This window comes from Kocuria sp. KKT182 (genome assembly GCF_055635395.1).
Map to the genome: position 1 here is coordinate 3,673,824 of NZ_CM145757.1, position 26,584 is coordinate 3,700,407.

The 26,584-nt window shown below is 72.8% G+C and carries 17 protein-coding genes; 6 read left to right on the top strand and 11 right to left on the bottom strand.

Annotated features, from left to right (window positions below):
- Positions 1–272: 272 nt before the first annotated feature.
- From ACZ2G1_RS17045 to ACZ2G1_RS17055, 3 genes are all read right to left on the bottom strand, one after another.
- Entirely contained in the window at positions 273–1,760 is a 1,488-nt protein-coding gene (locus tag ACZ2G1_RS17045) for an MFS transporter (RefSeq protein ID WP_426120342.1), read from the bottom strand.
- An 8-nt stretch (positions 1,761–1,768) separates the two neighbouring features.
- Positions 1,769–2,686: a 5-deoxy-glucuronate isomerase gene (iolB, locus tag ACZ2G1_RS17050; protein ID WP_426120343.1), complete on the bottom strand. Its 918-nt coding sequence runs from the start codon at positions 2,684–2,686 to the stop codon at positions 1,769–1,771.
- Positions 2,687–2,750: 64 nt separating this feature from the next.
- Positions 2,751–3,491 carry a GntR family transcriptional regulator gene (locus ACZ2G1_RS17055; protein ID WP_470377188.1) on the bottom strand — a complete coding sequence of 247 codons (741 nt, stop codon included), beginning with the start codon at positions 3,489–3,491 and terminating at the stop codon, positions 2,751–2,753.
- Between the two features lie 192 nt (positions 3,492–3,683).
- Between ACZ2G1_RS17055 and ACZ2G1_RS17060 the strand changes: the two genes are divergently transcribed.
- The 4 genes from ACZ2G1_RS17060 to ACZ2G1_RS17075 all read left to right on the top strand — a co-directional run bounded on the left by ACZ2G1_RS17060 (position 3,684) and on the right by ACZ2G1_RS17075 (position 7,879).
- Entirely contained in the window at positions 3,684–4,712 is a 1,029-nt protein-coding gene (locus tag ACZ2G1_RS17060) for a substrate-binding domain-containing protein (RefSeq protein ID WP_426120345.1), read from the top strand.
- A gap of 29 nt (positions 4,713–4,741) precedes the next feature.
- Positions 4,742–5,842, top strand: coding sequence for an ABC transporter permease (locus tag ACZ2G1_RS17065; RefSeq protein ID WP_426120346.1), 1,101 nt, complete (start codon positions 4,742–4,744; stop codon positions 5,840–5,842).
- A gap of 9 nt (positions 5,843–5,851) precedes the next feature.
- Positions 5,852–6,730 (top strand): ATP-binding cassette domain-containing protein, encoded by an 879-nt coding sequence (locus tag ACZ2G1_RS17070; protein WP_470377739.1) that lies wholly within the window; start codon positions 5,852–5,854, stop codon positions 6,728–6,730.
- Positions 6,731–6,814: 84 nt separating this feature from the next.
- On the top strand, positions 6,815–7,879 hold the full coding sequence (locus tag ACZ2G1_RS17075) for a Gfo/Idh/MocA family oxidoreductase (protein ID WP_284562632.1): 1,065 nt from the start codon (positions 6,815–6,817) through the stop codon (positions 7,877–7,879).
- A gap of 34 nt (positions 7,880–7,913) precedes the next feature.
- Here the strand turns inward: ACZ2G1_RS17075 and purU are convergent, their stop codons facing one another.
- The 5 genes from purU to ACZ2G1_RS17100 all read right to left on the bottom strand — a co-directional run bounded on the left by purU (position 7,914) and on the right by ACZ2G1_RS17100 (position 17,208).
- Positions 7,914–8,780, bottom strand: a complete 867-nt coding sequence (purU, locus tag ACZ2G1_RS17080; RefSeq protein WP_368796546.1) for a formyltetrahydrofolate deformylase — start codon at positions 8,778–8,780, stop codon at positions 7,914–7,916.
- Positions 8,781–9,399: 619 nt separating this feature from the next.
- Positions 9,400–10,545 (bottom strand): VIT1/CCC1 transporter family protein, encoded by a 1,146-nt coding sequence (locus ACZ2G1_RS17085; protein WP_035926957.1) that lies wholly within the window; start codon positions 10,543–10,545, stop codon positions 9,400–9,402.
- Between the two features lie 252 nt (positions 10,546–10,797).
- Positions 10,798–12,036 (bottom strand): benzoate/H(+) symporter BenE family transporter, encoded by a 1,239-nt coding sequence (locus tag ACZ2G1_RS17090; RefSeq protein WP_095650855.1) that lies wholly within the window; start codon positions 12,034–12,036, stop codon positions 10,798–10,800.
- Between the two features lie 188 nt (positions 12,037–12,224).
- Entirely contained in the window at positions 12,225–13,637 is a 1,413-nt protein-coding gene (locus tag ACZ2G1_RS17095) for a TY-Chap domain-containing protein (protein ID WP_470377189.1), read from the bottom strand.
- Positions 13,638–13,845: 208 nt separating this feature from the next.
- Entirely contained in the window at positions 13,846–17,208 is a 3,363-nt protein-coding gene (locus tag ACZ2G1_RS17100; RefSeq protein ID WP_470377190.1) for a DEAD/DEAH box helicase, read from the bottom strand.
- A gap of 127 nt (positions 17,209–17,335) precedes the next feature.
- Between ACZ2G1_RS17100 and ACZ2G1_RS17105 the strand changes: the two genes are divergently transcribed.
- Positions 17,336–20,461 (top strand): hypothetical protein, encoded by a 3,126-nt coding sequence (locus ACZ2G1_RS17105; protein ID WP_470377191.1) that lies wholly within the window; start codon positions 17,336–17,338, stop codon positions 20,459–20,461.
- 93 nt (positions 20,462–20,554) lie between these two features.
- Here the strand turns inward: ACZ2G1_RS17105 and ACZ2G1_RS17110 are convergent, their stop codons facing one another.
- The 3 genes from ACZ2G1_RS17110 to betT form a co-directional block, all read right to left on the bottom strand.
- Positions 20,555–22,141: a GMC family oxidoreductase gene (locus tag ACZ2G1_RS17110; protein WP_095650858.1), complete on the bottom strand. Its 1,587-nt coding sequence runs from the start codon at positions 22,139–22,141 to the stop codon at positions 20,555–20,557.
- Between the two features lie 104 nt (positions 22,142–22,245).
- Positions 22,246–23,739 carry an aldehyde dehydrogenase family protein gene (locus ACZ2G1_RS17115; protein ID WP_109222538.1) on the bottom strand — a complete coding sequence of 498 codons (1,494 nt, stop codon included), beginning with the start codon at positions 23,737–23,739 and terminating at the stop codon, positions 22,246–22,248.
- Entirely contained in the window at positions 23,736–25,877 is a 2,142-nt protein-coding gene (betT, locus tag ACZ2G1_RS17120; RefSeq protein ID WP_470377192.1) for a choline BCCT transporter BetT, read from the bottom strand. The genes ACZ2G1_RS17115 and betT overlap by 4 nt, the downstream gene beginning before the upstream one ends.
- A gap of 176 nt (positions 25,878–26,053) precedes the next feature.
- On the opposite strand from betT, the gene ACZ2G1_RS17125 reads away from it, so the two are divergent.
- Entirely contained in the window at positions 26,054–26,584 is a 531-nt protein-coding gene (locus ACZ2G1_RS17125) for a TetR/AcrR family transcriptional regulator (RefSeq protein WP_035926976.1), read from the top strand.

A 26,584-nucleotide genomic window follows, 5' to 3' on the forward strand; every position in this document is an offset into this window, starting at 1 on the left:
CCTCATCCTCCTCGGGGTCCCTGCCCCGGATCCGACCCTGCTCCGACCCGTCGACGGCGGCCGTCTGCTCGGGAGGGGGTTCGAGGTCCAGCTTCCGGTCGACGCGGCGTCGCTCCGGGTTCGCGCAGGTGGGGATCGGGACGACCCTCGGCTGGAGTGCCGGCGCAGCACGACCTGCCCGGTCCCGACGCCGTGGGCGCGGGCGATCTCCTCCGGTGCCGGTTCGGCCGGCAGGGTCGTGCCGTCGTGGAGCGGGTGTTCGGGCTGGGCGGTCATGGTGTCCCCTTTCCTGAAGGGGTGCGGGGTGGCGCCGCGACGGTGGTGGCGTGCCCGCTGACGTGCTCGGCCACCGAGGGCGGGAGCCGCAGCGCACTGACCAGGGGCAGCAGGAGCAGGGCCGCCATGACGGCGAAGGCCGCCCGGTACGGGAGCAGGTCCCCGGCCTCGGGGAGAATGCCGGCAGCGGCCGAGGCCAGCTGCAGGACGAGGGCCCCCACGGCGATCCCCAGCCCGGTGGCCAGCTGAGCGCTGGTGGCGGACAGGGTGTTCGCCGAGGAGATCTGCGCCGGTTCCACGTCGGCGAACTGCAGGGAGTTGTAGGCGGTGAACCCGATCGAGCGCAGCGCCCCGCTGGTCAGCAGCAGCAGGGCGACGAGCCACAGGGGCGTGCCAGGGGCCAGGAGCAGGAACGCCGCGATGCAGACCGCGCCGCCGGACACGGAGGCGATGAGGACGGTGCGGAACCCGAACCGGCGCAGCAGCGGGGTGGTGGCCGGCTTGACGCCCACGTTGCCGAGGAACACCGCGGTGACGAGCAGACCGGACTCCACGGGCGACCGGCCGAAGCCGTCCTGGAGCAGCAGCGGCAGCAGGAACGGGACCGAGCTGACGACCGCCCGGTAGACGAAGCCTCCCGAGTTCGCCGCCCGGTAGCCGGCGATCCGGTAGACCCGCAGGTCCAGCAGGGGGTTCGCGGCGCGCAGCAGCCAGCGAACGGCGACGGCCCCGCTGAGGGCCGCGGCGCACAGCAGCCCGACCGCGGCGCCGGCCCACCCGGCGAGCGGGACGAGCTGCAGACCGGCGACCAGGCCGAACACGGCGACCGTGCACCACAGCAGTCCCGGCACGTCGAGGGACCGGCGTTCGGTCTCCGTGTCGCGGACGAGCAGCAACGCCGCGACGAGGGCCGCCGCGCCCACGGGGACGTTGATCAGGAAGATCCAGTGCCAGCTCGCCCAGGAGGTCAGCAGCCCGCCCACGAGCGGGGCCAGCACGGGCGCGAGCAGCGCCGGCCACGTGATCCAGGCGATGGCCCGCAGCAGATCGCGCCGGTCCGTGGCGCGCAGGACGATGAGCTGCCCGACCGGGACCATCATGGCCCCGCCGAGGCCCTGAAGGACCCGCGCGGCCACCAGTGCCGGGAGGCTGCCGCCGGCGGCGCACAGGAGGGAGGCGAGCGTGAAGACGACGATGGACGCGCAGAACACCCTCCGGGGCCCGAACCGGCCGGCGAGCCAGCCGCCCACGGGGATGAACGTGGCCACTGTGACGAGGTAGACGGTCATCGCGAGGCCGATCTCGGCGCTGCCGACGCCGAGATCGGCCGCGATGCTCGGCGCCGCGGTGACGAGGATCGTGCCGTCGAGGTGCTCCATGAACAGCACGGTGGACACGAGCAGCGCGAGCCGGCGGCTCCACGGGCGGGCGGTCCCGTCGTCCGGGGGACGACTCCGGGTGCGGTCGCCCGGACGGATCGGCACGGAACCGGTCAGCGACCGAAGGGCAGCCGGGGGTCGACCGCCGACTCGTCCCAGGTCCGGCGGATCCAGCCGTGGTGGGGGTCGTCGCTGATCAGCCACTCCCGCACCCGGCCCGGCCCGGCCATGACGTTGAGGTAGTACAGGTCGTAGCCGGGGGTCGCCATGGCGGGCCCGTGCCAGCCGTAGGGCACCAGGACGACGTCGCCCGAGCGCACCTCGGCGCTGACGTCGATGGGGCGGTCGTCCGAGGCGTAGACCCGCTGGTAGCCCATGGGGTCGGCGCCGCCGCCCGCCGGCACGGGCATGCCCGCGGCGAGCTGCGTCTCGAAGTAGTAGATCTCCTCCAGGGCGGTCTCCCCGTCCTTCTCCTCGTCGTGCTTGTGCGGCGGGTAGGAGGACCAGTTGCCGGCGGGGGTGAGCACCTCGCACACGATGAACCGGTCGGCCTCCAGCGCGGCGGGCGTGCCGAAGTTGTGCACCTGGCGCGAGCAGTTCCCCGCCCCGCGCAGCTCCACCGGGATCTCCTCGCGGGTCACGAGCCGCGTCGGGTGCTCCGCGCGGGCCGGCGCCGAGGCCACGGCCACCCGACCGCCGGTGGCGGTGGACACGGTCAGGTCCCGGCGGATCCCGGTGTAGAGGACGTCGGTGGGGCCGGCGAAGACCGAGGGGCGGCCGGCGAGGTCGTAGCTCTCACCGCCCGTCTCGGCCGTGAAGCTGCCCGCGAGGGGCACCACGATGCGCTCCTCCTCGGCGGCGTCCAGGGCGATCCGCTCGCCCGGGCCAAGGTCGGCCACGCGCAGGCCCGTGTGGGCCCAGCCGGGGACCTCGGCGGCGGAGTCGTGGCCGCCCAGGGAGACGAACCAGCCGTCCTGGGCGGCGGAGTCCTTGGGGTGGACCCATTCGGGGCGGGAGCTGTCGGTGTGCATGGGTCGGTGTGCCTTCCGGTGTCGTCGTCGTGCGTGGTCCCGGGCCGGGACGGTGGTCCTGCGCTCAGCGCTGGACGAGGGTCAGCTCGAAGGTGTACTTGTCGGCCCGGTACACGTGCCGGCCGGTCTCCACCTGCCGGCCGAGGTCGTCCATGGCGGTGCGGTGCATGCTGACCAGCGCGGCGCCGGGCTCGACGCCCAGCTGCTCCGCCTGGAACGCGTCGGCCGAGACGGCGCCCACCCGCTGGTGGGCCAGCTGGAAGTTGACGCCCTGGCCGCGCATGAGGGAGTACAGGCCCTCCTGCTCGAGCTGCTCGCGCGTGAGCTCGCACAGCGCGCAGGGGATCCAGTTCTCCATGAGGGCCAGCGGTTCGCCGTCCGTGCTGCGCAGGCGCACGAGGTGGTAGACCTCGTCGCCCGGCGCGATGCCCAGCAGCAGCGCCACCTCGTCGTCGGCAGGGATCCGCGCGAAGTCCAGCACGTCCGTGCTGGGACTGCCCCCGCTGCGCTGGAGGTCCTCGTGCAGGCTGGTCAGCTCGAGCGAGCGGCGCACCTGGCTGCCCACCACCTGGGTGCCCACACCGCGCTTGCGCACCAGCAGCCCGGCGCGCACGAGCTGGTCCATGGCCTTGCGCATGGTGGGCCGGGACAGGTTGAGCCGGTTGGCGAGGTCGATCTCGTTGTCCAGCTTGGTCCCCGGGGGCAGCTCGCCGCTGCGGATCGCGTCCTCGAGCCCCTGCGCCACCTGGTGGTAGAGGGGCACGGGGGAGGTCTTGTCGACCGTGAGACGGAGTGGGCCGGACATGGTGGACCTCCAAGGGGGTGGGACCGAGCGGGCGGGACCGCCGACTCCCTCCATTGTGAACGGCAAGATGTGAATATGTCCATACATTCTATTGACATCTGTGATCCGGGTCACCCAGGATGATCCCCAAGCGGACGGCCGAGGCGGCGCCCGGAGGCGCGAGGCCCCGCAACGACACGAGGAGAACTCCCCATGACTGCACGACGTCCTTCCCACGAGAGCCTGCGGCCGAGGGCGCCCCGGCGTCTCCTGACGGCCGCCGCTCTGCTGGTCCCGGCCATGGCGCTCGCCGGCTGCTCGTCCGAGGGCGGCCGGGAGACCACGGCCGCGGGCGAGGGCGGCGGTGGCCAGGTGGCCCAGACCGACCCCATCAAGATCGCCATGGTGACCCATGCCCCTCCGGGCGACACCTTCTGGGACACCATCCGGGCGGGCGCGGAGGAGGCCGCGGCGAAGGACAACGTCGAGTTCCTCTACGCGGGGGACGTCGAGGGCGGCCGGCAGGCCCAGCTGATCCAGCAGTACATCGACCAGGACGTCGACGGGATCGCCGTGACCTTGGCCAAGCCCGACGCCCTGCGGGACGTGCTGCAGCAGGCGGAGGACGCCGGCATCCCCGTCGTCTCCTTCAACGCGGGTGAGAACGAGTACGCCGAGATGGGGGCGTTCGCGCACTTCGGGTCCGACGAACAGCTCGCCGGGCAGACGGCCGGGGAACGGCTCAAGGAGGAGGGCATCCAGCGCCCGATCTGTGTCATCCAGGACCAGGGGCACGTGGGGCTCGAGGCCCGGTGCGCCGGCGTCAAGGAGCAGCTCCCCGAGACCGAGATCCTCTACGTGCAGGGCACGGACATGACCCAGGTGTCCTCCACCGCCACGGCCAAGCTGCAGACCTCCCAGGAGGCGGACGCCATCATCGGGCTCGGCGCGCCGATCACCATGACCCTGCTCGAGGCGAAGGAGTCGGCCGGCAGCGACGTCACCGTCGCGTCCTTCGACATGAACGGCGACCTCGCCCAGGCCGTCGTCGACGGGGACGTGCTGTTCACCATCGACCAGCAGCCGTGGCTGCAGGGCTACATGTCCGTGGACTCGCTGTGGCAGAACCACCGGGGCGCCTTCAGGATCGGTGGCGGCCAGCCGACGCTGACCGGCCCCGCCGTCGTGGACTCGTCCAACGCAGAAGAGGTCCTCGAATTCGCCAACGAGGGCATCCGCTGAGCGGGCCCTGGAACCAGGAGCAGAAGACCATGTCCTCCACCCGCACACCCGCCGCCGCACCGGCGCCGGACCGCGGCTCCTCCGGAGCCCCGCCCACGCCCACCGCCGGCGCCCCGGCCGACGAGCGCATCCAGACCAAGGGCCTGCTGGGCACCTTCCTGGCCCGACCAGAGGTCGGCGCCCTGGTCGGTGCGATCGTGGTCTTCGTGTTCTTCGCCGTCGCAGCTCCGTCGTTCACCCAGCCCCAGTCGATCTCCACCGTCCTCTACGGGGCGTCGACCATCGGAATCATGGTGGTCGGGGTGTCGCTGCTGATGATCGGCGGGGAGTTCGACCTCTCCACCGGTGTGGCCGTGATCACCTCCGCGCTGGCCGCCTCGATGTTCAGCTGGTTCTTCGCCGTCAACGTCTGGGTCGGTGTCCTGGTGGCACTCGTGGTGTCCCTGTCCATCGGCTTCGTCAACGGCTGGCTGCTGATGCGCACCAAGCTGCCGTCCTTCATCGTGACCCTGTCGACGTTCCTCATGCTCACCGGCCTCAACCTGGCGCTGACCCGGCTGATCGGCGGCTCGGTCTCCTCGCCCTCGATCAGCACCATGGACGGGTTCGACGCGGCGAAGGCGGTCTTCGCCTCCTCGGTGAGCATCTTCGGTGTCGACGTGCGGATCACGGTGTTCTACTGGATCGCCCTGGTGGTCGTCGCCTCCTTCATCCTGCTCAAGACGAGGATCGGCAACTGGATCTTCGCCGTGGGGGGGGACGAGAACGCCGCCCGCGCCGTGGGCGTGCCGGTGGCGAGGACCAAGATCGGTCTGTTCATGGGCGTGGGCCTGTGCGGCTGGCTGCTGGGCATGCACAACCTCTTCGCCTTCGACTCCGTCCAGTCCGGGGAGGGCGTGGGCAACGAGTTCCTCTACATCATCGGCGCGGTGATCGGCGGCTGCCTGCTCACCGGAGGCTTCGGGTCCGCGATCGGCGGGGCCCTGGGCGCCCTGATCTTCGGCATGGCCTCCCGGGGCATCGTCTACGCGGAGTGGAACCCCGACTGGTTCAAGTTCTTCCTGGGCCTGATGCTGCTGCTGGCCACCATCGTGAACATGTACGTGCGCAAGCGCGTCGAGAGGAAGTAGGTGACCACCGTGTCGACGCAGAACACGCCCACGGGCACCACCACCGCCGCGGCCCTGGTCGAGCTGGAGGACGTCGGCAAGCGCTACGGCAACATCATCGCCCTGCGCGAGGTCACCATGACCGTGGAGGCCGGGAAGGTCACCTGCGTGCTCGGCGACAACGGGGCCGGCAAGTCCACCCTGATCAAGATCATCGCCGGACTGCACCAGCACACCGACGGGACCCTGCGCGTCAACGGGGAGGAGACCACCTTCGGCTCCCCCCGGCAGGCCCTCGACGCCGGGATCGCCACCGTCTACCAGGACCTCGCCGTGGTCCCGCTGATGCCGGTGTGGCGCAACTTCTTCCTCGGCTCCGAGCTCACGAAGGGCTTCGGCCCGTTCAAGCACCTGGACGTGGCGAGGATGAAGGAGATCACCAAGCAGGAGCTCGCCGACATGGGCATCGACCTGCGAGACGTGGACCAGCCCATCGGCACCCTCTCCGGTGGTGAGCGCCAGTGCGTGGCCATCGCCCGGGCCGTGCACTTCGGGGCGAAGGTCCTCATCCTGGACGAGCCCACCGCGGCCCTGGGCGTGAAGCAGTCCGGGGTGGTGCTGCGCTACATCCTCCAGGCCAAGGAACGCGGCCTGGGCGTGGTGTTCATCACCCACAACCCGCACCACGCCTACCCGGTGGGGGACCGGTTCCTGCTGCTCAAGCGCGGCAAGTCCATCGGCTACTACGAGAAGAAGGACATCCTGCTCGGGGACCTCACCGCCCAGATGGCCGGCGGCGCCGAGCTGGAGGAGCTCACCCACGAGCTCGAGCAGCTCGGCGGGCACACCCAGCAGATGCAGCAGGTCCAGGCCGACATGGCCGAGTCCCAGGCCCGCCCCCGCGCCTGACCGGACCCCGGCCCCGCGCCCCCGGACGACCCGGGGGCGCGGGGCCGGTCCCACACCATCACCCCTGCGGAAGGACCCCTTGACATGACCGTCCGGATCGGACTGATCGGCGCCGGCCGCATCGGCGCCATGCACGCCGCACACCTGACCGCCCTGCGCACCCCTGAGGGCGAGCCCGCGGTGCGGCTGAGCATCGTGGACGCCGTGCCCGGGCAGGCGGCCGCCGTGGCCGGCCGGACGGGGGCGGTGCCGCTGCCCACGGTCGAGTCGCTGCTCGAGGACGGGGTGGACGGCCTCGTCGTGGCGACCGGCACGGCCACGCACCCGGGGCTGATCCGGACGGGCCTTGCCGCGGGGCTGCCGGTCTTCTGCGAGAAGCCGGTGGCGCTGTCCGTGGCGGAGGCGCTGCCCCTGCTCGACGAGATCGAGCGAGTGCAGGGCGTGGTCCAGGTCGGTCACCAGCGCCGCTTCGACCCCGGCTACGTCCGGGCCCGGGAGCTGTACGCCGCGGGCGAGCTGGGCTGGCTGCACACCGTGCGCGCGATGACCGGTGACATGACCCCGCCGCCGGTCGAGTTCCTCGCGACCTCGGGCGGGCTGTTCCGGGACTGCTCCGTGCACGACGTCGACGTCCTCCGCTGGATCACCGGCCGCGAGGTCGTCGAGGTGTACGCCCGCGGGTCCAACCGCGGGGACCCCCGGATCGGCGAGGTGGGCGACGTCGACACCGCGCTGGCCGTGCTCACCCTCGACGACGGCACGGTGGCCACCGTGGCCGCGACCCGCTACAACGGCGCGGGCCACGACGTGCGGCTCGAGCTGCAGGGCTCGAAGGGCTCGGTGGCCGTGGGGATGGACGAGCACATGGCGATGCGCTCGGCCGAGCCCGGGGTCGGGTTCCCGGCCGGGCCCCCGCACACCACGTTCCACGAGCGCTTCGCCGAGGCCTACCGCCGCGAGATGGCGGCCTTCGTGCGCGTGGTGCGCGGGGAGATCCCCAGCCCCTGCACGGCCCGCGACGCCGTGGCCGCCTCCCGGGTGGCCGACGCCGCGCAGCGCTCGCTCGAGACTGGCGCCCCGGTCCGGGTGGAGCCTCTCGGGACGTCCGACGGCTCGGCGCCGCCGGTCCGCCGGCCCGCCCGCGCGTGAGCGCGCCCGGCCGCCCCGGGGCGCGGGGGCCGGGTCAGACCAGGACGATGGTGCGGTTGCCGGAGAGCACCACGCGGCCCTCGGCGTGCCACTTCACGGCGCGGGACAGCGCCTGCATCTCGGCGTCGCGGCCCACCGCCACGAGGTCCGCCGGGGTGTGGGCGTGGTCCACGGGCATGACGCGCTGGGCGATGATCGGGCCCTCGTCGAGGTCCGCCGTCACGTAGTGGGCGGTGGCCCCCACCATCTTCACGCCCCGGGCGTAGGCCTGGTGGTAGGGCTTGGCGCCCTTGAACGAGGGCAGGAAGGAGTGGTGGATGTTGATGCACTTCCCCGACAGCTCCCGCGTCAGCTCGTCGGAGAGCACCTGCATGTAGCGGGCCAGCACGACCAGCTCGACGTCGTAGCGGTCCACGAGCTCGAGCAGCCGGCCCTCGGCCTGCGGCTTGGTCGCTGCCGTGACGGGGATGTGGTGGAAGGGAACCTCGTGCCACTCCACGAGGCTCTTGTGGTCGAGGTGGTTGGAGACCACGGCCACGATCTCGATGGGCAGCTCGCCGATCCTGGTGCGGTGCAGCAGGTCCGTGAGGCAGTGGGAGAAGCGGGACACCATGACGAGCACCCGGGTCCGGCGCTGCACGGGGACCAGCCGGAACCGCATGTCGTGCTGCTCCGCGACCGGGGCGAAGCCCTCGGTCAGGGACTCCACGGTGGCGGTGCCGGCCTCGCTGACGGTGTGGCAGCGGATGAAGAACTCGTCGGTGAAACGGTCCGAGAAGTGCTTCACGTCGAAGATGTCGCAGCCCTGCTGCGTCAGGTTGGACGTGATGGCGCTCACGAGCCCGTGGGCCTCGGGGCAGTGGACGGTCAGGACGTGTTCGACGGTCCCCTGGGCGGGCATGGGCGGGCTCCTCGGCGCTGATGACGGGTGCGCCGCGCGGTCCGGTCTCGACGACGGCGGGCGCGGCCCTACGATCCTAGCCCCAGCGGGCAGGGCGCCGGGACGGCGTGCGGAGCGGGACGACCGGGGCGGAGGTGGTGCGGTGTAGACCGATGGCCGCGGGAACGGGCGGTAGGAGTCCGCCCGGCGCGGGGAGAGATGCGCCTCCCATGGAGGACCCGCGGCCATCGGCAGGCGTTGAACGCCTCAACAGAGGAGAGCCGTGGGCTGAGCGGCTTTCAGAACACGGATGCCGCAGACGGTGCACCCCCCAGTGCGTCCGAATCGGTCCGATCCGTGCAATTTCCCCCATTGCTGTGGTTCTCACCACGATCGCAACCTTATCCGACGCGGTGCCGCGTCCGCACCCGGTTTCCGCGGGGAATTCGCGGGGCGGGCCCTGAGCCGCCGGCCGCCCCCGGAACGTGGGCCCGTCGGCGGGGCGCGGGGGCGGCGGAATCGGCAGGGAATCCGCTCCGACCAGGGGTTTCGCGGACGGCTGCGGAGCCGGGGGCTCCGCCGGCCGCCCGGGATGTCCCCTCAAGTGAGGACAGCCTCGGTTTGCCTTCGTGACGACCGGTCAGGCGACGCTCGTGTTGAAGAGCAGGCCGAGGAGATACGTGGCCAGGGCGGCGCCGTAGCCGATGGCCAGCTGGCGCAGCCCGCGCTTCCAGGGTGAGGCCCCGGAGAGCAGCCCGACCAGGCCGCCCGTCACCAGCAGGGCGAGCCCCACGAGGACGAGGGCCACGAGCATCGCGGGGACCCCGGTGAGGCCCGCCAGGTACGGCAGGATCGGGATGATCGCGCCGGAGGCGAAGAAGCAGAAGCTCGACGCCGCGGCCCCCAGGTCGGTGCCGAGGGCCACGGTGGAGTGCGGCGCCGGCTCGTCCTCGACGGTGTCGCGGAACGACCGGGAGGGATCGCAGTCGCACTCGAAGAAGCCCAGCCGCTCCGCCGCACGGTGCTCGGCGGCCTCCTCGCTCATGCCCCTCGCCCGGTAGATCAGCACGAGCTCGTTGGCGTCCAGGTCCAGGTTCGGCGCCACGTGCAGCGTCACCTGGGTCGGCTGGGAGGCGTCGAGCAGCTCGCGCTGCGAGCGCACGGACACGAACTCCCCGGCCCCCATGGACAGCGCTCCCGCGAGCAGGCCGGCGATGCCCGCGAAGAGCACCATCCCGGGGGAGGTGCCGGTGGCGCCCACGCCCATGACCAGCGCGAGGTTGGACACGAGGCCGTCGTTGGCGCCGAAGACCGCTGCCCGGAAGTTGCCGGAGAGCTTGTGCCGGCCCTCGGTGGCGAGGGCGCGGATGATCTCCTCGTGCACCGCCTCGTCGGCCGCCATGGCGTCGGACGCGTCCTCCTCCCGGTCGTAGGGGGAGCGGCTCTCGGCGCGCTGGATCAGGGCCAGGACGAAGACGGAGCCGAAGTGCGTGGCGAGGAAGATCAGCAGCCGGGAGTACAGGGACGGCCGGGCCTCGGCCTCCGCGTGGGGGCCGAGCAGCCGGACCCAGTGCTCGGCGTGGCGCTGCTCGGCCTCGGCGACCTGGTGCAGGATCTCCTGCTCCCGGCCGGTGCTGCGGGCGGCGAGGAGGCTGTAGATCCGCGCCTCGGCGCGCTCCTCCGCGAGGTACTTGCGCCAGCGGCGGATCTGTCCGCGCTCGGGCCGGGCCGGGCGGGCGGGGTCTCCCCGGGGCGTGGGGGCGTGGGCGTCGGGTGCGGGTGTCATGCGGCCTTCCTCGGGCCCGGCGCGGCCCGGGGCGGCACGGGGCGCGCGGGGTCCGACCGGGGTGCGGTGTCGTCCGGAAGGTCTCGTTCGCCCGCGGGCACGGGTGGGCTGCCGGGACTCCTCGTCGAGACCGGGATGGCGACAGACCGACGGGTGCACGGCACCCGGGAACTACTCCCCTTCGCTTCCCGACGAGTGTAGACCCGGGGCGCCGGCCCCGGGATTCGGTGCGCCGAAGCCGCGCGGGAGTGCTCAGCGGGTGGCGGCCGCCGCGGGGCGGCGCAGGATCGCGTACGACCCGATGCCCGCGAGCATGCCCCAGAACGGGGAGACGATGCCGTAGGGGGCGATGCCGGAGACCGTGACCACCAGGGTGATGAGCGCCGCCTCGATGACGGCCGGCTGGTGCCGGCCGGGGTGCATGCTGTCGAAGAAGGACCCCTGCAGGGCGCCCAGCAGGGCCACCCCCGCGAGGGCCGTGATCATCCCCGGGGGGATCGCCGCGAACGCGGCGACGAGGGTGTCCGCGAACAGGCCGAAGAGGACGTAGAAGACCCCGCACGAGATGCCGGCCACGTAGCGGCGGCCGAGGTCCGGGTGGGACTCGGGGCTGGTCGCGATGCCCGCGGTGACGGCCGCGAGGTTCAGGGCGTGGCTCCCGAAGGGCGCGAAGGCGACCGACGCGACGCCCGAGGCGCCGAGCAGCAGGCGGTCGCGGGCGGCGTAGCCCGCCGTGTGCATCATGGCCAGGCCCGGGGCGTTCTGCCCGGCCGCGGTCACGATCAGCAGCGGGATGCTGATCCCGGCGATCGCCTCCCACGAGAACGTGGGCACGGTCAGCACCGGCTGGGTGAGGGACAGGTCCAGGGCCACGGGCTCGATCCGGCCGCGGACGAGAGCCGCCAGCACGCCCAGGCCCAGCGCGGCGAAGACGGCGTAGCGGGGGAAGAACCGCCGGCCCAGGAGGTAGCCGAGGACGAGGGCGCCGGCCACCCACGGGTTCTCGACGACGGCCGCCGCCACCTTGATGGCGAAGGGGAAGAGCACGCCGGCCAGGACGGCGGCGGTGATGGGCTTCGGCACGGCGGCCAGGATCCGGCCGATCAGCCCCGTCACGCCCAGGACCAGGCCCAGGACGCCCGTGACCACGTAGGCGCCCACGGCGTCGGAGAAGGAGTAGCTGCCGAGCGAGGTGATGAGCAGCGCAGCCCCCGGGATGGACCACGCCACCATGACGGGCTGGCGCGTCCACAGGCTCATGAGGGCGCACGTGACGCCGGAGCCGACCGAGACGGCCCACAGCCAGGAGGAGGTGAGCTCCGGGCTGAGCCCGCCCGCCCGCGCCGCCTCGAGGACCACGAGCACGGGGCCCGAGTAGGAGACGACGACGGCCACGAAGCCCGCCAGGGCCGCCGACGCCGACCAGTCCCGCCGGAGGCCGCGGGCAGGCTGCCCGTCCTGCCGGGTGGTGCTCGGCACGTGGCGGCTCATGGGGTGCTCCTGGGGGCGGGGTCGGGTGACGGCGTCCGACCGCAGGACCGGACGGCGGCGTCAGGACCGGACGGCGCCACCCGGTGGCGGAACAGCGGACCGTGCCAGCCTAGGACGCCGCTCCCCCGGGGATAAATATCGATCCTGCATGATTCTCCGCCCCCGGCATATGAGTGGGCGGGCGGGGCTCAGGAGTCGACGGTGTCCGGGGCCGCCGGGGTGCGCCACTGCCGGCGCTCGGGGGCGATGACCGAGGCCTCGTCGCGGGTCTCCGCGGGGAAGGAGCCCACGCCCCAGTGGAAGCGGTACGGGTCGGCGCAGCCCCAGCCGAAGCGCAGGCCCTCGATGAGCTTCTGCGCCGCCTCCGGGAAGCCCAGCGGGGCCGTGGTCCACGGCTGGTCCCAGCCCGTGGGCTCGTTCCACTCGTCCTCGTGGAAGAAGGTGGCGTCCACGGGCCAGGCCGCGTGCGCGAGCTGGCCGCCCGAGAGCACGGCGCACTCCACGCCGTGCGGGCCGACCCCGGCCCACGCGACGGGCGCCTCCGACCGGTCGTCGTCGCGCTCGTACTCCACGACGAGGAAGTCGTTCCAGGGCAGCCGGGCGAGCACCGTGGCGATGAGCCGGCGCAGGTCCTCCCACACGTCCTCGCCGGCCACCGGGGCCGCCGCGTCCGGCAGGACCACGCCGATGCCGGCGCGGCCCAGCATCTCCTGGGCCTCCGGGGTGGCCAGGTCGGACCAGGTCCTCGTGTCGGCGAAGCCGTCCCCGACGGGCTCCCCGGCCGGCTGGCGGGCGGAGGCGAAGCGCATGGCCTCCTCCCAGGAGCCGAAGAAGCGGCGGACGCCGTCGAAGTAGGGGCGGCGGGTGCTGCCCGCCTCCTGCTCGACGACCCACCGGCCGTAGCGGGCGGTGGTCGGGTGGTGGCCGGTGCTGCGGCAGTGGGAGAGGAACGCCGTCACGGCGGTCGCGTACTCCTCCTCCGTGAAGACGTGCTCGAGGGCGGGCTCCGCGCCGGCCTGCAGCCCGATCCGCTCGAGCGCCACGTCCCACCGCCCGCCGCCCAGGCGCTGGGAGACGGTGCGCTCGGGAACGGGCCAGTGGTGGGCGAGCACGCACAGGAAGTCGGACTCCGTGCACAGGCCCAGCCGGGCGATCTCGTAGCTGTGCGCGCTGAGCGGGCGGCAGGAGGCCTTCTCGGCGCAGTGCTGCTGGGCCGCCCCGATCAGCCCCAGGGTCCGCCGGGTGAGCGAGCCGTCGGCGTCGGACGCCGCGAGCAGCCCCGTGACGTCGCGGACCAGGGCAGTGCTCAGGTTCAGCGCCGCGTAGTCCGGGGCCGGGACCAGGCCGAGGTGCTGGGCCATGACCAGCCACACGCCGGCGCCGACCGCACCGTCGTTGAGGTCCGGGGCCGAGGCGTCCTGCGGGAAGCGCTCGCCCAGGTGGGCGATCGCCGCGTCCAGCAGGGCGGTCGACTCCTCGGGGAACAGCAGCTGGAAGCGCATCCGCACCTGGCCGCGGGTCATCCCGCGGTCGGCCATCGCGTGGATCAGGGAGCCATAGCGCTGCACGAAGGCTGCGAGACCCGCCACGGCATGAGGCATGGAGGATCCTCCGGTCGGATGGTCAGATGGTCGGATCGGCTCGGGGAAGGCGCCCGGGCCGAGGGGGCCGCGCCGCCGTACGACACCACGCCGCCGCACGACACCACGCACTTCCGATGCTAGTGCCTGCTCCCCGGTCGTCGCGCGTGCGGGGGAATGTGACCCCCTGATGACGCGTCCAGCAACGGCCGGTGGACGAACCCGCAGGTCACGGCGTGAGCAGGCCCCGGATGTCCTCGGCGGTGAGGGCGCTGGAGAACATCCTGTCGTCGTCCAGCACGGCGGTGAACAGCCTGGCCTTGCGCTCCTTGAGCTCCATGACCTTCTCCTCGATCGTGTCCCGGGCCACGAGCCGGTAGACCATGACCTTCTTCTGCTGACCGATCCGGTGGGTCCGGTCCACGGCCTGCTCCTCGGTGGCGGGGTTCCACCACGGGTCCAGGAGGAAGCAGTAGTCCGCCTGGGTGAGGTTGAGCCCGAAGCCGCCGGCCTTGAGGCTGACCAGGAACACGGGGACCTGCCCGGACGTGAAGCGCTCGAGCACCCTGGCCCGGTCCGTCGTGGAGCCGTCGAGGTAGGCGTAGGGGATCCGCAGCTCGTCCAGGCGGGCCGCAGCCTTCTTGAGGAAGCTCGTGAACTGGCTGAACACCAGGGGCCGGTGGCCCTCCGCCACGATCTCGGGCAGGTGCTCGAAGAGCAGGTCGAGCTTGCTCGAGGAGACGTCCGCCGTGGGGTCCACGAGGGACGCGTCGAGACTGAGCAGGCGCAGGGTCGTCAGGGACTGGAAGATCGTGAACCGGTTGCGGTCGAGGTCGCGCAGCAGGCCCAGGACCTTCTGCCGCTCGCGCTGCAGGCGCGTGTCGTAGATGCGGCGGTGCGCGGGGGAGAGCTCCACCTCGATGGTCTGCTCGAGCTTGGGGGGCAGCTCCAGGTCCACGGACTCCTTGGTGCGGCGGAGCATGAGGGGCTTGACGCGGCGGCGCAGCCGGGCGAGGGCGGCGGCGTCCTCCCCGCGCTCGATGGGGCGCTGGTAGGTCTCCGTGAACTTCCGCCGGGACGGGAACAGGCCGGGCGCCGTCAGGGACAGCAGCGCCCACAGCTCCACGAGGCTGTTCTCGAGGGGGGTGCCCGTGATCGCCAGCTTGAACGGGGCGTCCAGGTCCTTCGCGGCCCGGTGCGCCTTGGTCCGCGGGTTCTTCACGAACTGCGCCTCGTCGAGGAGCACCCCCGCCCAGGGCATCCCCCGGTAGGCGGCCTCGTCCAGGCGCAGCAGGGTGTAGGAGGTCACCACCACGCGGGCGCCGGCGGCGGCGTCCACGAGATCGGTGCCGGCCTTGGCCTGGGTGTCGGTCACGCCCACGACCGGCATAGACGGGGCGAAGCGGCGGATCTCCGCCGTCCAGTTGGGCACCACGGAGGTCGGGGCGACCACCAGGAACGGGGGGAGGTCCGGGTCGCGCTCGACGGCGCGGCAGATCAGGGCGATGGCCTGCACGGTCTTGCCCAGACCCATGTCGTCGGCGAGGATCCCGCCCAGGCCGTGGTCCCACAGCACGCTCAGCCACGAGTAGCCGTCGCGCTGGTACGGCCGCAGCTCGGCGTGCAGGGTCGCGGGCACGGGGGGCGCCTCGAGGGTCCCGAGCTCGAGCAGGGAGCGCACCCCCTCCCGCCAGGCCTCGGCCTGGTCGGTGTCCGTCGCGACGTCCTCGAAGTCCTGCCACAGCCCGGCCTGGTGCCGGTGGATGCGCAGCGGTCCCTCGGGGGTCTCCTGCAACGAGCGGGCCTCGGCGATCAGCTCGCGCAGCCGGTCGAACTCGGGGCGGTCCAGGGAGAACCAGGACCCGTCCGGGGCCAGCATCACGTCCTGGCCGAGGTCGAGGGCGCGGAAGACGTCGGCGAAGGAGATGTAGAACTCGCCCACCTTGACCGTGACCCCGAGGTCGAACCAGTCGCGGCGCTCGGTGGCGGCGGTGCTGACGGTGATGGTGGGCGGGTCGGCGATCTGCTGGTACGCCATGCGCCCGCCGGTGTGCTCGATCCGCAGGTCCGGGACCTTCTCGAGGGCGGGCAGCCACTCCCGCACGAGCACCAGCGCGTCCTGCGCCACGTAGCTCGAGCGGCGGAAGTCCACCCCCGGCGCCCGGTGCCGGACGGCGGCGGTGACCGCCGTCTCCCAGGACGACTCGCGGTGGACGGGCTCGTCGGCGAGCGGGTCCTCGGGGCGGAAGGGCAGCAGGATCCGGTCGCGGCCCTTCTGGTACTCCCACTCCCAACGGGCGCGGATCGTGAGCTCCTGGTGCTCCAGGGTGAGCACCAGCTCGGGGTCCGCGACCTGCGGCAGCTCGATGGACCCGTCCCCGGTGTCCACGTCCATGCTGCGGTGCAGGCGCGGGAAGTAGCGGTCGAAGAACTCCTCGACCTCGTCCTCGGGGATCCGCAGACCGCCCGCCGTGTCCAGGAACCGCCGCTGCTCGCGGGTGAGCCGGGTGGCCAGGGGCACGAGGCGCAGCGGGAAGACGTTGAGGTCCTCGGTGTCGGCGACGTCCTGCGGGTCCCCGTCCGGGGCGAACAGCCCGTGCCCGGGGTCCCCGATGATCCGGGCGGTGCCCAGGGCGATCCGGCGGCCGCCGCTGTCCACCGTGGGCCGCAGCTCGAGGTCCTTCCCGGGCCCGCGCAGCACGTCCACGTGGAAGCGTCCGGGCTCCTCGACCGTCACGGGCAGCCCGTGCTCCCGGCCGACCAGGGTGATCCCGGCGGTCTCCGCCCGGGCGAGGATGCCCCACAGGAGGGGGGAGGCGTAGGAGTCGAGCCGGATCCAGTGCCGGTCGTGCACCGCGTAGGGGGAGCGGGTGGCGCTCAGCGCCCGGAGCTCGTCGAACCAGTCGACCTGCGCGGGGCTCAGCGACCACCGGCCGGCGTCGGCGGTGACGCTCTCCCAGTCCAGCCCGCCCTTGATCCACCCGCCCCGCCGGCCCCGGCGCACCGGGCGGACGTAGAGGTGCCACGGCGAGCCCGCCCGGCCCGTGCCGTGCACGTAGCGGTACGGCTCCCGGCGCAGGTCGAACTCCAGGGCCACCCCCTCGGGCTCCTCGGCGGGCGGATCCGCGGGGTCCGGCCCGCCCAGGATCTCGGTCAGGGCGTCCTTCCAGTCGGGGGCCCCGCCGCGTCGCCCGGGCGCGGTGCGCGCCCGGGGGGCGGCACCCTCGGGGGCCGCGGCGCCGGCCGGGGACGACGGCGCCGCGGTCCCGCCCTGCTGGTGGGCCCGGACCGCGGTCTCGAAGTTGTGGCGCAGCACGGTGGCCACCGCGTGCTTGCAGAACCCGCCGGCCGGGCAGCTGCACCAGGCCGGTCCCGGTGCGCCGCCGGCCCCGACCCGCACGGTGACCGAGTACACCGACCCGGAGCCCTCGACCTCGGCGGAGAGGCTGCCGGACCCCTCGGCGCCCGGGGACCAGCGCACGGCGCGCACGCGTCCGGTGCGGAAGTACTCCTGGCCGCGGCGGAAGACGGCGGGCCCGGAGGCGGCAACGAGCCGCCGGGAGTCCACGAGGGGACCGGGAGGGGAGTGCATCGTCCCACCGTATCGGGCCGGGGCGCCGGGCGCCGCGCGTGCGGAGCGGCCCCGCGGGCTCTCTATAATCGAGGCGACCCCTCGAACGACGACAGCGGCCCCACGTGCGGCCGCGGACGGAGGACTCGTGCCCGACACTGCTGGGCTCCGCCTCGGAGACCATGCCATTGCCGACAGTGCCGAGGAGCTCGCCTACCTCCGCTGGAACGACGCGGTCTGCGCGGCGTTCTTCGGCCCGGACCGGGCGGGAGAGCTGATCTACCTCGACCTCGACGACAAGACGCTCGCCGCGATCGGCGAGGAGCGCGGCCTCGACGGGCCCTCGACCCTGCGGGCGCTCGCCGACTCGGTGACGCCCCTGCTGGTGACCGAGGACGGGCGGCGCTCGGTGTTCGACGTGTTCAACCGGCTCAACGGCCAGTGGTACCGCGCCACCCGCCGCAGCCTGGACTCCATCGCGGAGATCCCGCCGCCGCCCGTCGTCGCCCTGCTCGCCCTGTTCGCGCTCGCCGGGCGGCACATGTCGACCCTGGCCGCGCGCACGGGCAACAAGTCCGTCTCCACGTTCTTCCTGCCCCTGACCGTGCTCCTGCAGGCCGGGCCGGAGAACGCGAAGGCCCTCGAGTCCTCCTTCAAGAAGGACACCGAGGCGTACTGGGACGCGCTGCGCTACTGGCTCGAGCTGCGCAACGGCGAGATCGGGCTGCCCACGGCGTACGCGGTGAACCAGCGGCCGGTCGGGCTCGCGCTGTCCCAGACGATGTTCGGCGAGGCCGAGCGGCGCCAGCTGCACCGCATGTTCGAGGACCTGGGGATGACCACCGCGCAGGGGCTCTCCGCCGCCGAGCTCGGGGTCTACCTCGACTTCTGGCTCGACATGGCCGAGACGAAGGCGTCCAAGGCCATGAAGCAGGTCTGGGCGAACCCCCTCACCCGCGAGCCCGGTCTCGAGATCGCGCTGGCGGAGCTCGCGGTCTGGGAGCAGTCCCGCGAGCAGGCCCGCGCCGAGGTCCGCGCGAACGGCCGGGGGCCCGGCCGCAGCGCCGTGAAGTCCTGCTCGCTGTCCCTCACGGACAGCACCGACTACGTGGGCAACCCCGTGTTCGAGCTCGGCTTCGTGGTGCCCAAGCGCTTCCTCTCCGGCCGGGAGGTGGAGCTCGAGACCACGGCGGGGCCCCGCACCGTGTTCCTGTCCTTCATCGGGGACGCCTTCCTGGGGGTCTCCGCCTACACCGCGCGGATGGACCCGGGGACGCTGCTGGGCGGGACCCTGCAGCTCAGCGCCGGGGACGTGCGCTTCGAGCGCCACCCGCGCCCCGTCGTCATCTTCGCGAAGGACGGGTTCTCGGACACCTTCATCTCCGTGGACCACATCCCCGCGGCCTGGCCGTGCCGGATCATGGTCCGGGACGAGCCGGAGTGGATCGCCCAGATCAAGCGGATCCTCGACGACTCCGCCTCCCCGGACTACCGCTTCGTGGAGGCCGGCAGCCACGGCCTCGCCGAGGGGTGGGTGATGTTCGACGACGTGCAGGTGCTGCGCGCGGGCAACCCGGAGCTGACCGCGAACGACAACTTCTCCGGCCTGGTGCCCCGTCTCGTGCCCGCCGTGACCCTCTCCGGCGGGCTGCGGATCCCCGGCGACGTGGTGCGCTGGTCCGCGCTGCGCCCGCCGCAGGTGACCATCACCTCGGACACGGACGCGCCCCTCACCGTGGAGTGCGAGTGGCGCAACCCGCACTCCTTCAAGCTGGAGAAGGCCAAGCTCGTGGAGGGGCGCGTGCCCCCGTTCCAGATCTCGCTGCACGGCACGCCGATGGCGCGGGCGGACCGGACCCTCAAGCCCAACGACTACACCCTCGTCCTCAAGGCGGGGCGCACGGTCCGGCAGCGCCGTGAGTTCAAGCTCCGGGACTCGTCCTTCCACCTGACCCAGCGCTCCCTCGGCTACGAGGGCGAGATGGTGCACGTCGAGGAGGAGCCCCTGTGGCCCGTCACCGCGGGCATCGTGGCGGAGCTGCCCGAGCGGTACGTGCAGGGCGCGTTCGACAACCTGCCCGCACGGGAGGCGGCCGGGGACCACGAGGTCCCCGGCGCCCCGGGCTGGCACTCCTCGGAGGGGCAGCTGCTGCTCGAGCGCACCAACGCGCTGCCCGAGCCGGAGGGGCGCTCCTGCCTGGCCACCGGCCGGCACCGCATCGTGCTGCCGGCCATGGAGCCCAAGGCGAAGGCGCCGTGGATCTTCGGGCAGTGCGCCCAGTGCGGGCTGCAGAAGCGCTATCCGGGCCGGCTCACGAAGCCCTCCGCGCTCACCTCCACCGGCTCCGTGGAGGCGCTGCGCTTCATCGGCCCGGACGAGGGGGAGTACCCGACGTCCTGGGCGCCGTTCCGTGACGCCCTCACGTTCCTGGGCGGCGGGAAGCGCTCGAGCCTGTCCATCGTGGCCCGCCAGCTCGAGGACTCCGAGCGGTTCGAGGAGTGGTTCGTGGGCCACCTGCAGGCCCTCGGCTTCCTCGAGGTGGTCCGCGACGAGCACTGGACCGTGCGGCGCTGGCAGGTCTGCGGGCCCTCCCTCACCCAGCTCGTGGACGGCTCCGTGCTGCTCACGGGCGGCTGGACGCCGGAGAAGGAGGCCGTGGTCGCGGAGGCTGCCGCGGCCCAGGACGCGTCCGTGGTGGTGCTCTCCCCGGAGGACCACGGGACCACCCTGCTGCAGGACGTGGACCTCGGGACGCTGCAGGAGGCGCTGCCGGTGGGGCTGTGCGACGTCGTCTTCGACGCCGGGCCCGCGATGCTGGAGACCCTGCCCCCGCTGTCCGAGGTCGAGGAGCAGCTGCGGCGCGCGGAGATGCAGTACAACGGGGTGGCCGAGCGCTTCGTCCCCGAGGACGCCACGTGGGAGCTCACCGAGGACCGGAACCGCCCGGGGCTGTACCGGATCAACCACCACCACCGGACCCGGTACGCGTTCCGCACCCCGGCCGACGTCGAGTCCGGCCACGCCCGGTTCGTGGCCTCGGGCATCGGCAAGCACTTCGCGGCCCGGCAGGCGGGGGTGCCGATCGTCTCCTACGACCCCGAGCTGGAGCTGCTCTCCGTGCCCATCGGCGCGGAGCTGGCCGGGCTCTACGCCCGCGCCGCCGTCCTGTGCTCCGGGCTGCTGCCCGCCAAGGTGGACGAGGACTTCTCGCTCAACTACGGGGACGTCACGCCCGAGTTCGCCCAGGCCCTGGTGGACAAGCTCATGAGCTGAGCGGGCGGCCGGTACGGACGGGCCCCGGGTCGGTGTGCGACCCGGGGCCCGTCCGCGCCCGGTCCGGCGGCGGGGGTGCTGCGCGGGAGGCGCTCAGGCGTCCGCGGCGATCAGCTCCGCCGCGCGCTCCCCGATCATGTAGACGGTGATGTTGGGGTTCACCGTGGTCAGCTCCGGCATCACCGAGGCGTCGGCCACGCGCAGGCCCGCCACCCCCTTGACCCGCAGCTGCGGGTCCAGCGGGGACATCGGGTCGTCGGCCGGTCCCATCCGGCAGGACCCGGCCGGGTGGTAGACGGTGTTGTGGGTGCGCCGGACGTAGTCGGCGATCTCCTCGTCGGTCTGCACGTCCGGGCCCGGGAACAGCTCCGCACCGGCCCACTCGGCCAGCGCCGACTGGGCGACGATCTCCCGGGCCCTGCGGATCCCGGCGGTCATGATGCGCAGGTCGTAGCCCTCGGGGTCGGTGAAGTAGCGGGGGTCGACCCGGGGCTTGTCCCGGAAGTCCCGCGAGCGCAGGCGCACCGTGCCGCGGGAGCGCGCGTGGGTGACGTTCGGGGTGAGGCAGAAGGCGTTGTCCGAGGTGGGGTAGCCCTGCCGGTAGGTGTGCAGGTCGAAGTTGACCGAGCCGTAGTGCATCATCAGGTCCGGCCGGTCGGTGTCCGGGTCCACCTGGGTGAAGATCCCGGCCTCCCACCACTGGGTGGACTCGGTGACCATGGGCCGGCGGGCCTCCCACTGGAGCACGCCCTCGGGGTGGTCCTGCAGGTGCTCGCCGACGCCGGGGGCGTCCACGAGCACGTCCACGCCGACCTCGCGCAGGTGCTCGGCGGGTCCGATCCCGGAGAGCATCAGCAGCTTGGGGGTGTCGATGGCGCCGGCGGAGACGACCACCTCGCGGCGGGCGCGCACGGTCCGGGACGTGCCGAAGGCGTTGTCCACCACCTCGACGCCGGTCGCCCGGCCGTCCTCGACGACCACGCGCTTGGCCTGGGTCGAGTGCAGGACCGTGAGGTTGTCCCGGTCGGCGGCCGGGTGCAGGTAGGACACGGACGAGGACGCCCGGGTGCCGTCGGCGCGGCGGTTGACCTGGAAGAAGTTCGCGCCGTTGACCACGGTCTTGCCGGTGTTGAAGGTGGTGCGCGGGATCCCCGCCTGCTCGCAGGCCTCGAGCAGGGCGACGCCGCAGGGGTCGTCGTCCGGGATCTGCATCAGGTGCACGGGCCCGTCGTGGCCGTGGTGGGCGCCCTCGTCGTCGTTGGTCTCGAGCTTCTGGTAGAGCCGGAAGGCGGTCTCGGCGTTCCAGCCCTCGGCGCCGTGGACCTCCTCCCACTCGTCCAGGTCCTCGGCCGGGGCCCAGAACGCGATGCACGAGTTGTGCGACGAGCAGCCGCCCAGCACCTTGGCTCGGGCCATGCGCATGTGCGAGTTGCCGTTCTCCTGCTCCTCGACGGGGTAGTCCCAGTCGTAGCCGGACTCCAGCAGCTCCATCCACCGGCTGAGGGTCAGCACCTCGTCGATGCCCCGGTCGTGCGGTCCGGCCTCGATCAGCCCGACGCTCACGGACGGGTCCTCGGACAGGCGGGCGGCGACGACGGCGCCGGCGGAGCCGCCGCCGACCACCAGGTAGTCGAACTCCTGCGGGGTCTCGGGCGCTGGGGTGGTGCTGGGCGTGGTCATGTCTCTCCTCGGGAAGGTCTCGGGAAGTTTTCGGGGCGTGGCAGTTCTAGGGGCGCGCCGGCGTCGTCGTCGTGCGGGCGACGACGACGCCGGGCGGGCGCGGGTCAGGGTGCGGCGAACCAGCCGGTCACGGCGGGGGCCGTGTTCTGGTAGACGTGCTTGAGCTCCTGGTACTCGCCGAGGCCGGTGGGGCCGAGCTCGCGCCCGACGCCCGACTGCTTCATCCCGCCCCACTCCGCCTGCGGCAGGTAGGGGTGGAAGTCGTTGATCCAGATCGTGCCGTGGCGCAGCCGGCTCGCCACGCGGTGGGCGCGGCCGGCGTCCGCGGTCCACACGGCCCCGGCGAGGCCGTAGATCGTGTCGTTGCCGATCTCGACGGCCTCGTCCTCGGTGCGGAAGGTCTCGACCGTGACGGTGGGGCCGAAGGCCTCGTCGTGCACGCAGTCCATCTCGCGGGTGCAGCGGTCGATCACGGTGGGCGGGTAGAAGAAGCCCCGTCCGAGGTCCAGCGACCCGTCGGCGGACGTCCCGGTGGAGTGCTCGCCGCCGGTGCGGACGCGCGCCCCCTGCTCGCGGGCGCGCTCCACGTACGCGTGCACCTTCTCGCGCTGGGCCGCCGAGATGAGGGGCCCGGTCTCGGCCTGGTCATCGAAGGGGCCGCCGAGGCGGATCCGCTCGGCCCGGCGGACGAGCTCGTCGACGAAGCGCTCGGCGATCGGCTCCTCGACCACCAGGCGAGCCCCGGCCGAGCAGACCTGCCCGGAGTGCACGAACGCGGCGTTGAGGGCGTTGTCCACGGCGGCGTCGAAGTCGGCGTCCGCGAAGACCACGTTGGGGTTCTTGCCGCCGAGCTCCAGGGCGACCTTCTTCACGGTGGGCGCGGCGGCGGCCGCGATCCGCCGGCCGGTCAGCACGCCGCCGGTGAAGGAGACGAGGTCCACGTCGGGGGAGGAGGACAGCGGCGCGCCCGCCTCGGCGCCGGCGCCCAGCACGAGGTTGGCCACGCCGTCGGGCAGGCCGACCTCCTGGAGGACCTGCATCATCAGGATCGCCGTGTGCGGGGTGAGCTCGGCGGGCTTGAGCACGAAGGTGCACCCGGCGGCGATCGCCGGGGCGATCTTCCACGCGGCCTGGAGCAGCGGGTAGTTCCAGGGCGTGATCATCCCGCACACGCCCACGGGCTCGGTGACGACCTTCGAGACCACGGTGGGGTCCCCGGCGTCGACGACGCGCCCGGCCTGCTCCGCGGCGGCCTTGCCGAAGTACGTGAAGCACGCGGCGATGTCGTCCATGTCGATCTCGGACTCGACCAGCCGCTTGCCGGTGTCGAGGGACTCGGCGCGGGCGAACTCGTCCTTGCGCTCGCGCAGCCGGGCCGCGACCCGCAGCAGCAGGTCCCCGCGCTCCGGGGCAGGCACGGACGACCAGCGGCCGTCGTCGAAGGCGCGGCGGGCCGCGGCGATCGCGCGCTCGGTGTCCTGCGCGGTCGCCTCGGCGACGGTGCCGACCTCGGCGCCGTCGGCGGGGCAGACGATGGTGCGGGTGCCGCCCTCGGCGGCGGCCTGCCACTGGCCGTCGATGAACAAGGTGCTGCTCACGGGTGTGCCTCCTTCGCCGCGGGGATCTGCCCCGTCGGCACGTCGTGGATGTCGGTGGACCAGTCGGGGTGGCCCTGCTCGCCGTCCTGGATGACGGACGGCCCGTCGTGGATGCTCAGGAAGGCCAGGTGCGCCTCCCAGCTGTCGAGGACGTCGTTGATGACCTGCTCGTGGCTCCAGTCCATGACGTCCGTGCCCTGGGAGCCGGTCTCGTTGAAGACCTCCAGGCGGTAGTACAGGTCGGAGTCCGGGTTGGTGCGGAACCCGCCGAAGGCCGGCACGGGTGTGGCCACCGGATAGATCTGGTAGCAGAAGTCCCGGTCCTCGCCCATCCGCACGGTCAGCGTGTGCTCGGACAGGTCCTGGTAGCCGACCACCGAGCTGGTGAGCTCGGCGTCGAGGCCCTGGGCCCGGAACTCCTCGACGACCTCCGCGAGGGCGGGGACGAGCGCCTCGTCCTCGTAGCGGCGCACGGCCTTCGGGCCCGGGAACGAGCCGGTCCGGGAGAGCCGCCGGCGCCAGTGGCTGTCCGGGCCGGGGATGCGGGACGCGGCCGCGGAGCGGCGGGTGGAGCTGCGCCCCTCGCGCTGGGAGCGCTCGGCGCGCAGGGCCTTCCAGAACCCGATCATGACCAGGTACATCACGATCGAGAAGGGCAGGCCGATGATCAGCGTGGCGGCCTGCAGGGTCGGCACCCCGCCCACCAGCAGCATCGCCAGGGTCAGCAGCCCGGTGGCGGCGGCCCAGAAGATGCGCAGCCACTTGGGCCCGTCCTGGGTGGGGTCCTGGTTCGTCGAGGTGAACGTCGACATCACGAGCGCGCCCGAGTCGGCGCTCGTGACGTAGAACAGCAGCCCGGCCAGCGAGGCGAGCGCGATGAGCACCGGCGCGCCCGGGTACTGCTCGAGCAGCGAGTAGAACGCCCGCTCGGGGGTGTTCATGGCGGCCTGGCCGAAGGCGTCGTCCCCGCCCGTGACGATCGCCAGGGCGCTGTTGCCGAAGACCGAGACCAGGATGAGGATGAACAGGAACGGCACGGTCAGGGTCGCGATCACGAACTCGCGCAGGGTGCGGCCCCGGGAGATCCGCGCCAGGAACAGGCCGACGAACGGCGCCCAGGCGATCCACCAGGCCCAGAAGAAGAGGGTCCACCCCGCCATCCACTCCGCCGCACCGGTGTAGGCGAACGTCTCCATGGTCATCCCCGGCAGCGAGGAGACGTAGTCGCCGAGGTTCTGCACCGTGGCGTCGAGCAGGAACGAGGTCCGGCCGGCCACGAGCACCCAGACGATCAGCGCCACGGCCATGAGCACGTTGAGCTCGGAGAGCCTGCGGATGCCCTTGTCCACGCCCGAGACGCACGAGGCGGTGGCCATCACCACGGCCACGACGATCAGCCCGATCTGCGCCGCGGTCCCCTCCTCGATCCCGAAGAGCAGGTAGAGGCCGTAGTTGAGCTGCACCACGCCGATGCCCAGCGAGGTGGCCACGCCGAAGATCGTGCCGAGCAGCGCCGCGATGTCCACGACGTCCCCCGTGCGCCCCTGCACCCGCTTGCCGATCAGCGGGTAGAGGGCCGAACGGATGCTCAGGGGCATGTTCCACCGGTAGGCGAAGTAGCCGAAGGCCATGCCCATCAGCGCGTACATCGCCCAGCCCGTGACGCCGTAGTGGAACAGCGTCCACACCACGGCCATGCGGGTGGCCTCGGCCGTCCCGCCCTCCCCGGCGGGCGGGCCGTAGTACTGGGTGACGGGCTCGGCCACGGAGAAGAACAGCAGGTCGATGCCGATGCCGGCGGCGAAGAGCATCGCGGTCCAGGTGAACAGGTTGTACTGCGGCTTCGAGTGGTCGGGGCCCATCTTGATGGTCCCCTCGCGGGAGAACGCCACGACCAGGACGAAGACCGTCACCACCGTGGCGGTGAGGACGTAGAACCAGCCCATGTTGGTCGCGATCCAGCCGACCACGGCGCTGATCACCGCGGAGGCCTGGTCGGGGGCGAGGATCGCCCACAGGGAGAACAGGACGATGGTGATGCCCGAGCCGGCGAAGACCGTCCGGTTCACGGCCGGCCGGGAGCGCCCGGCGGGTGGGGTGCCGCTCTCGGGCGGTGACTGGTGCAGGGCGGAAGTCATGGGACGAGTCCTCCTGGAAGTGGTGATCCGGGTCGGGGAGCACCTGCCGGGTCCAGCGCGGACCGGGCAGGGGCGGGACGTCGTCGTGCCCGCGGACCGGTGCGGCGGCCGAAACCCGCGCCCCGGGGATGCTCAACATCGTGTCACCACCCTTCCGGTTGGTAAAGTTCTTTCTCATGAGCACCTCCTCCCGCGAGCGCATCCTCGACGGCGCCCTCGAGCTGATCCGGGGCGGCGGCACGGTCTCCCTGGCGTCGGCCGCGCGGCAGGCGGGTCTGACCAAGCCCGGGGTGATGTACCACTTCCCCACCAAGGAGGCGCTGATGCTCGCCCTGGTGGACCGGGTGATGGACGGCTGGGACGCGCAGATGGCCCGCCGCCTGCCCGGCCCCCCGGAGCAGGTGCCCGCGGCGGAACGGCTGCGCGCCTACCTCGACTGGTGCCTGTCCGGGGAGGTCGACGAGACCGACCTCGTGATGCTCACCGACCAGCGGCTGCGCGCCACGCTCAAGGAGCGCTGGGTCGCGCGGGTGGAGCCGTGGGTGCACCTGCCCGCGGACCTGCCCGCCGAGCGCCGGAGCCGGCTGCTGGCCGTGCGGCTGCTCGCCGACGGCGTGTGGTTCGCCGACGCCGCGGGCGTCTTCGCCCCCGACCCGCAGGAACGGGCCCGGGTCAGGGCGGTCGCCGACGAGCTCCTGGAGGGCTGA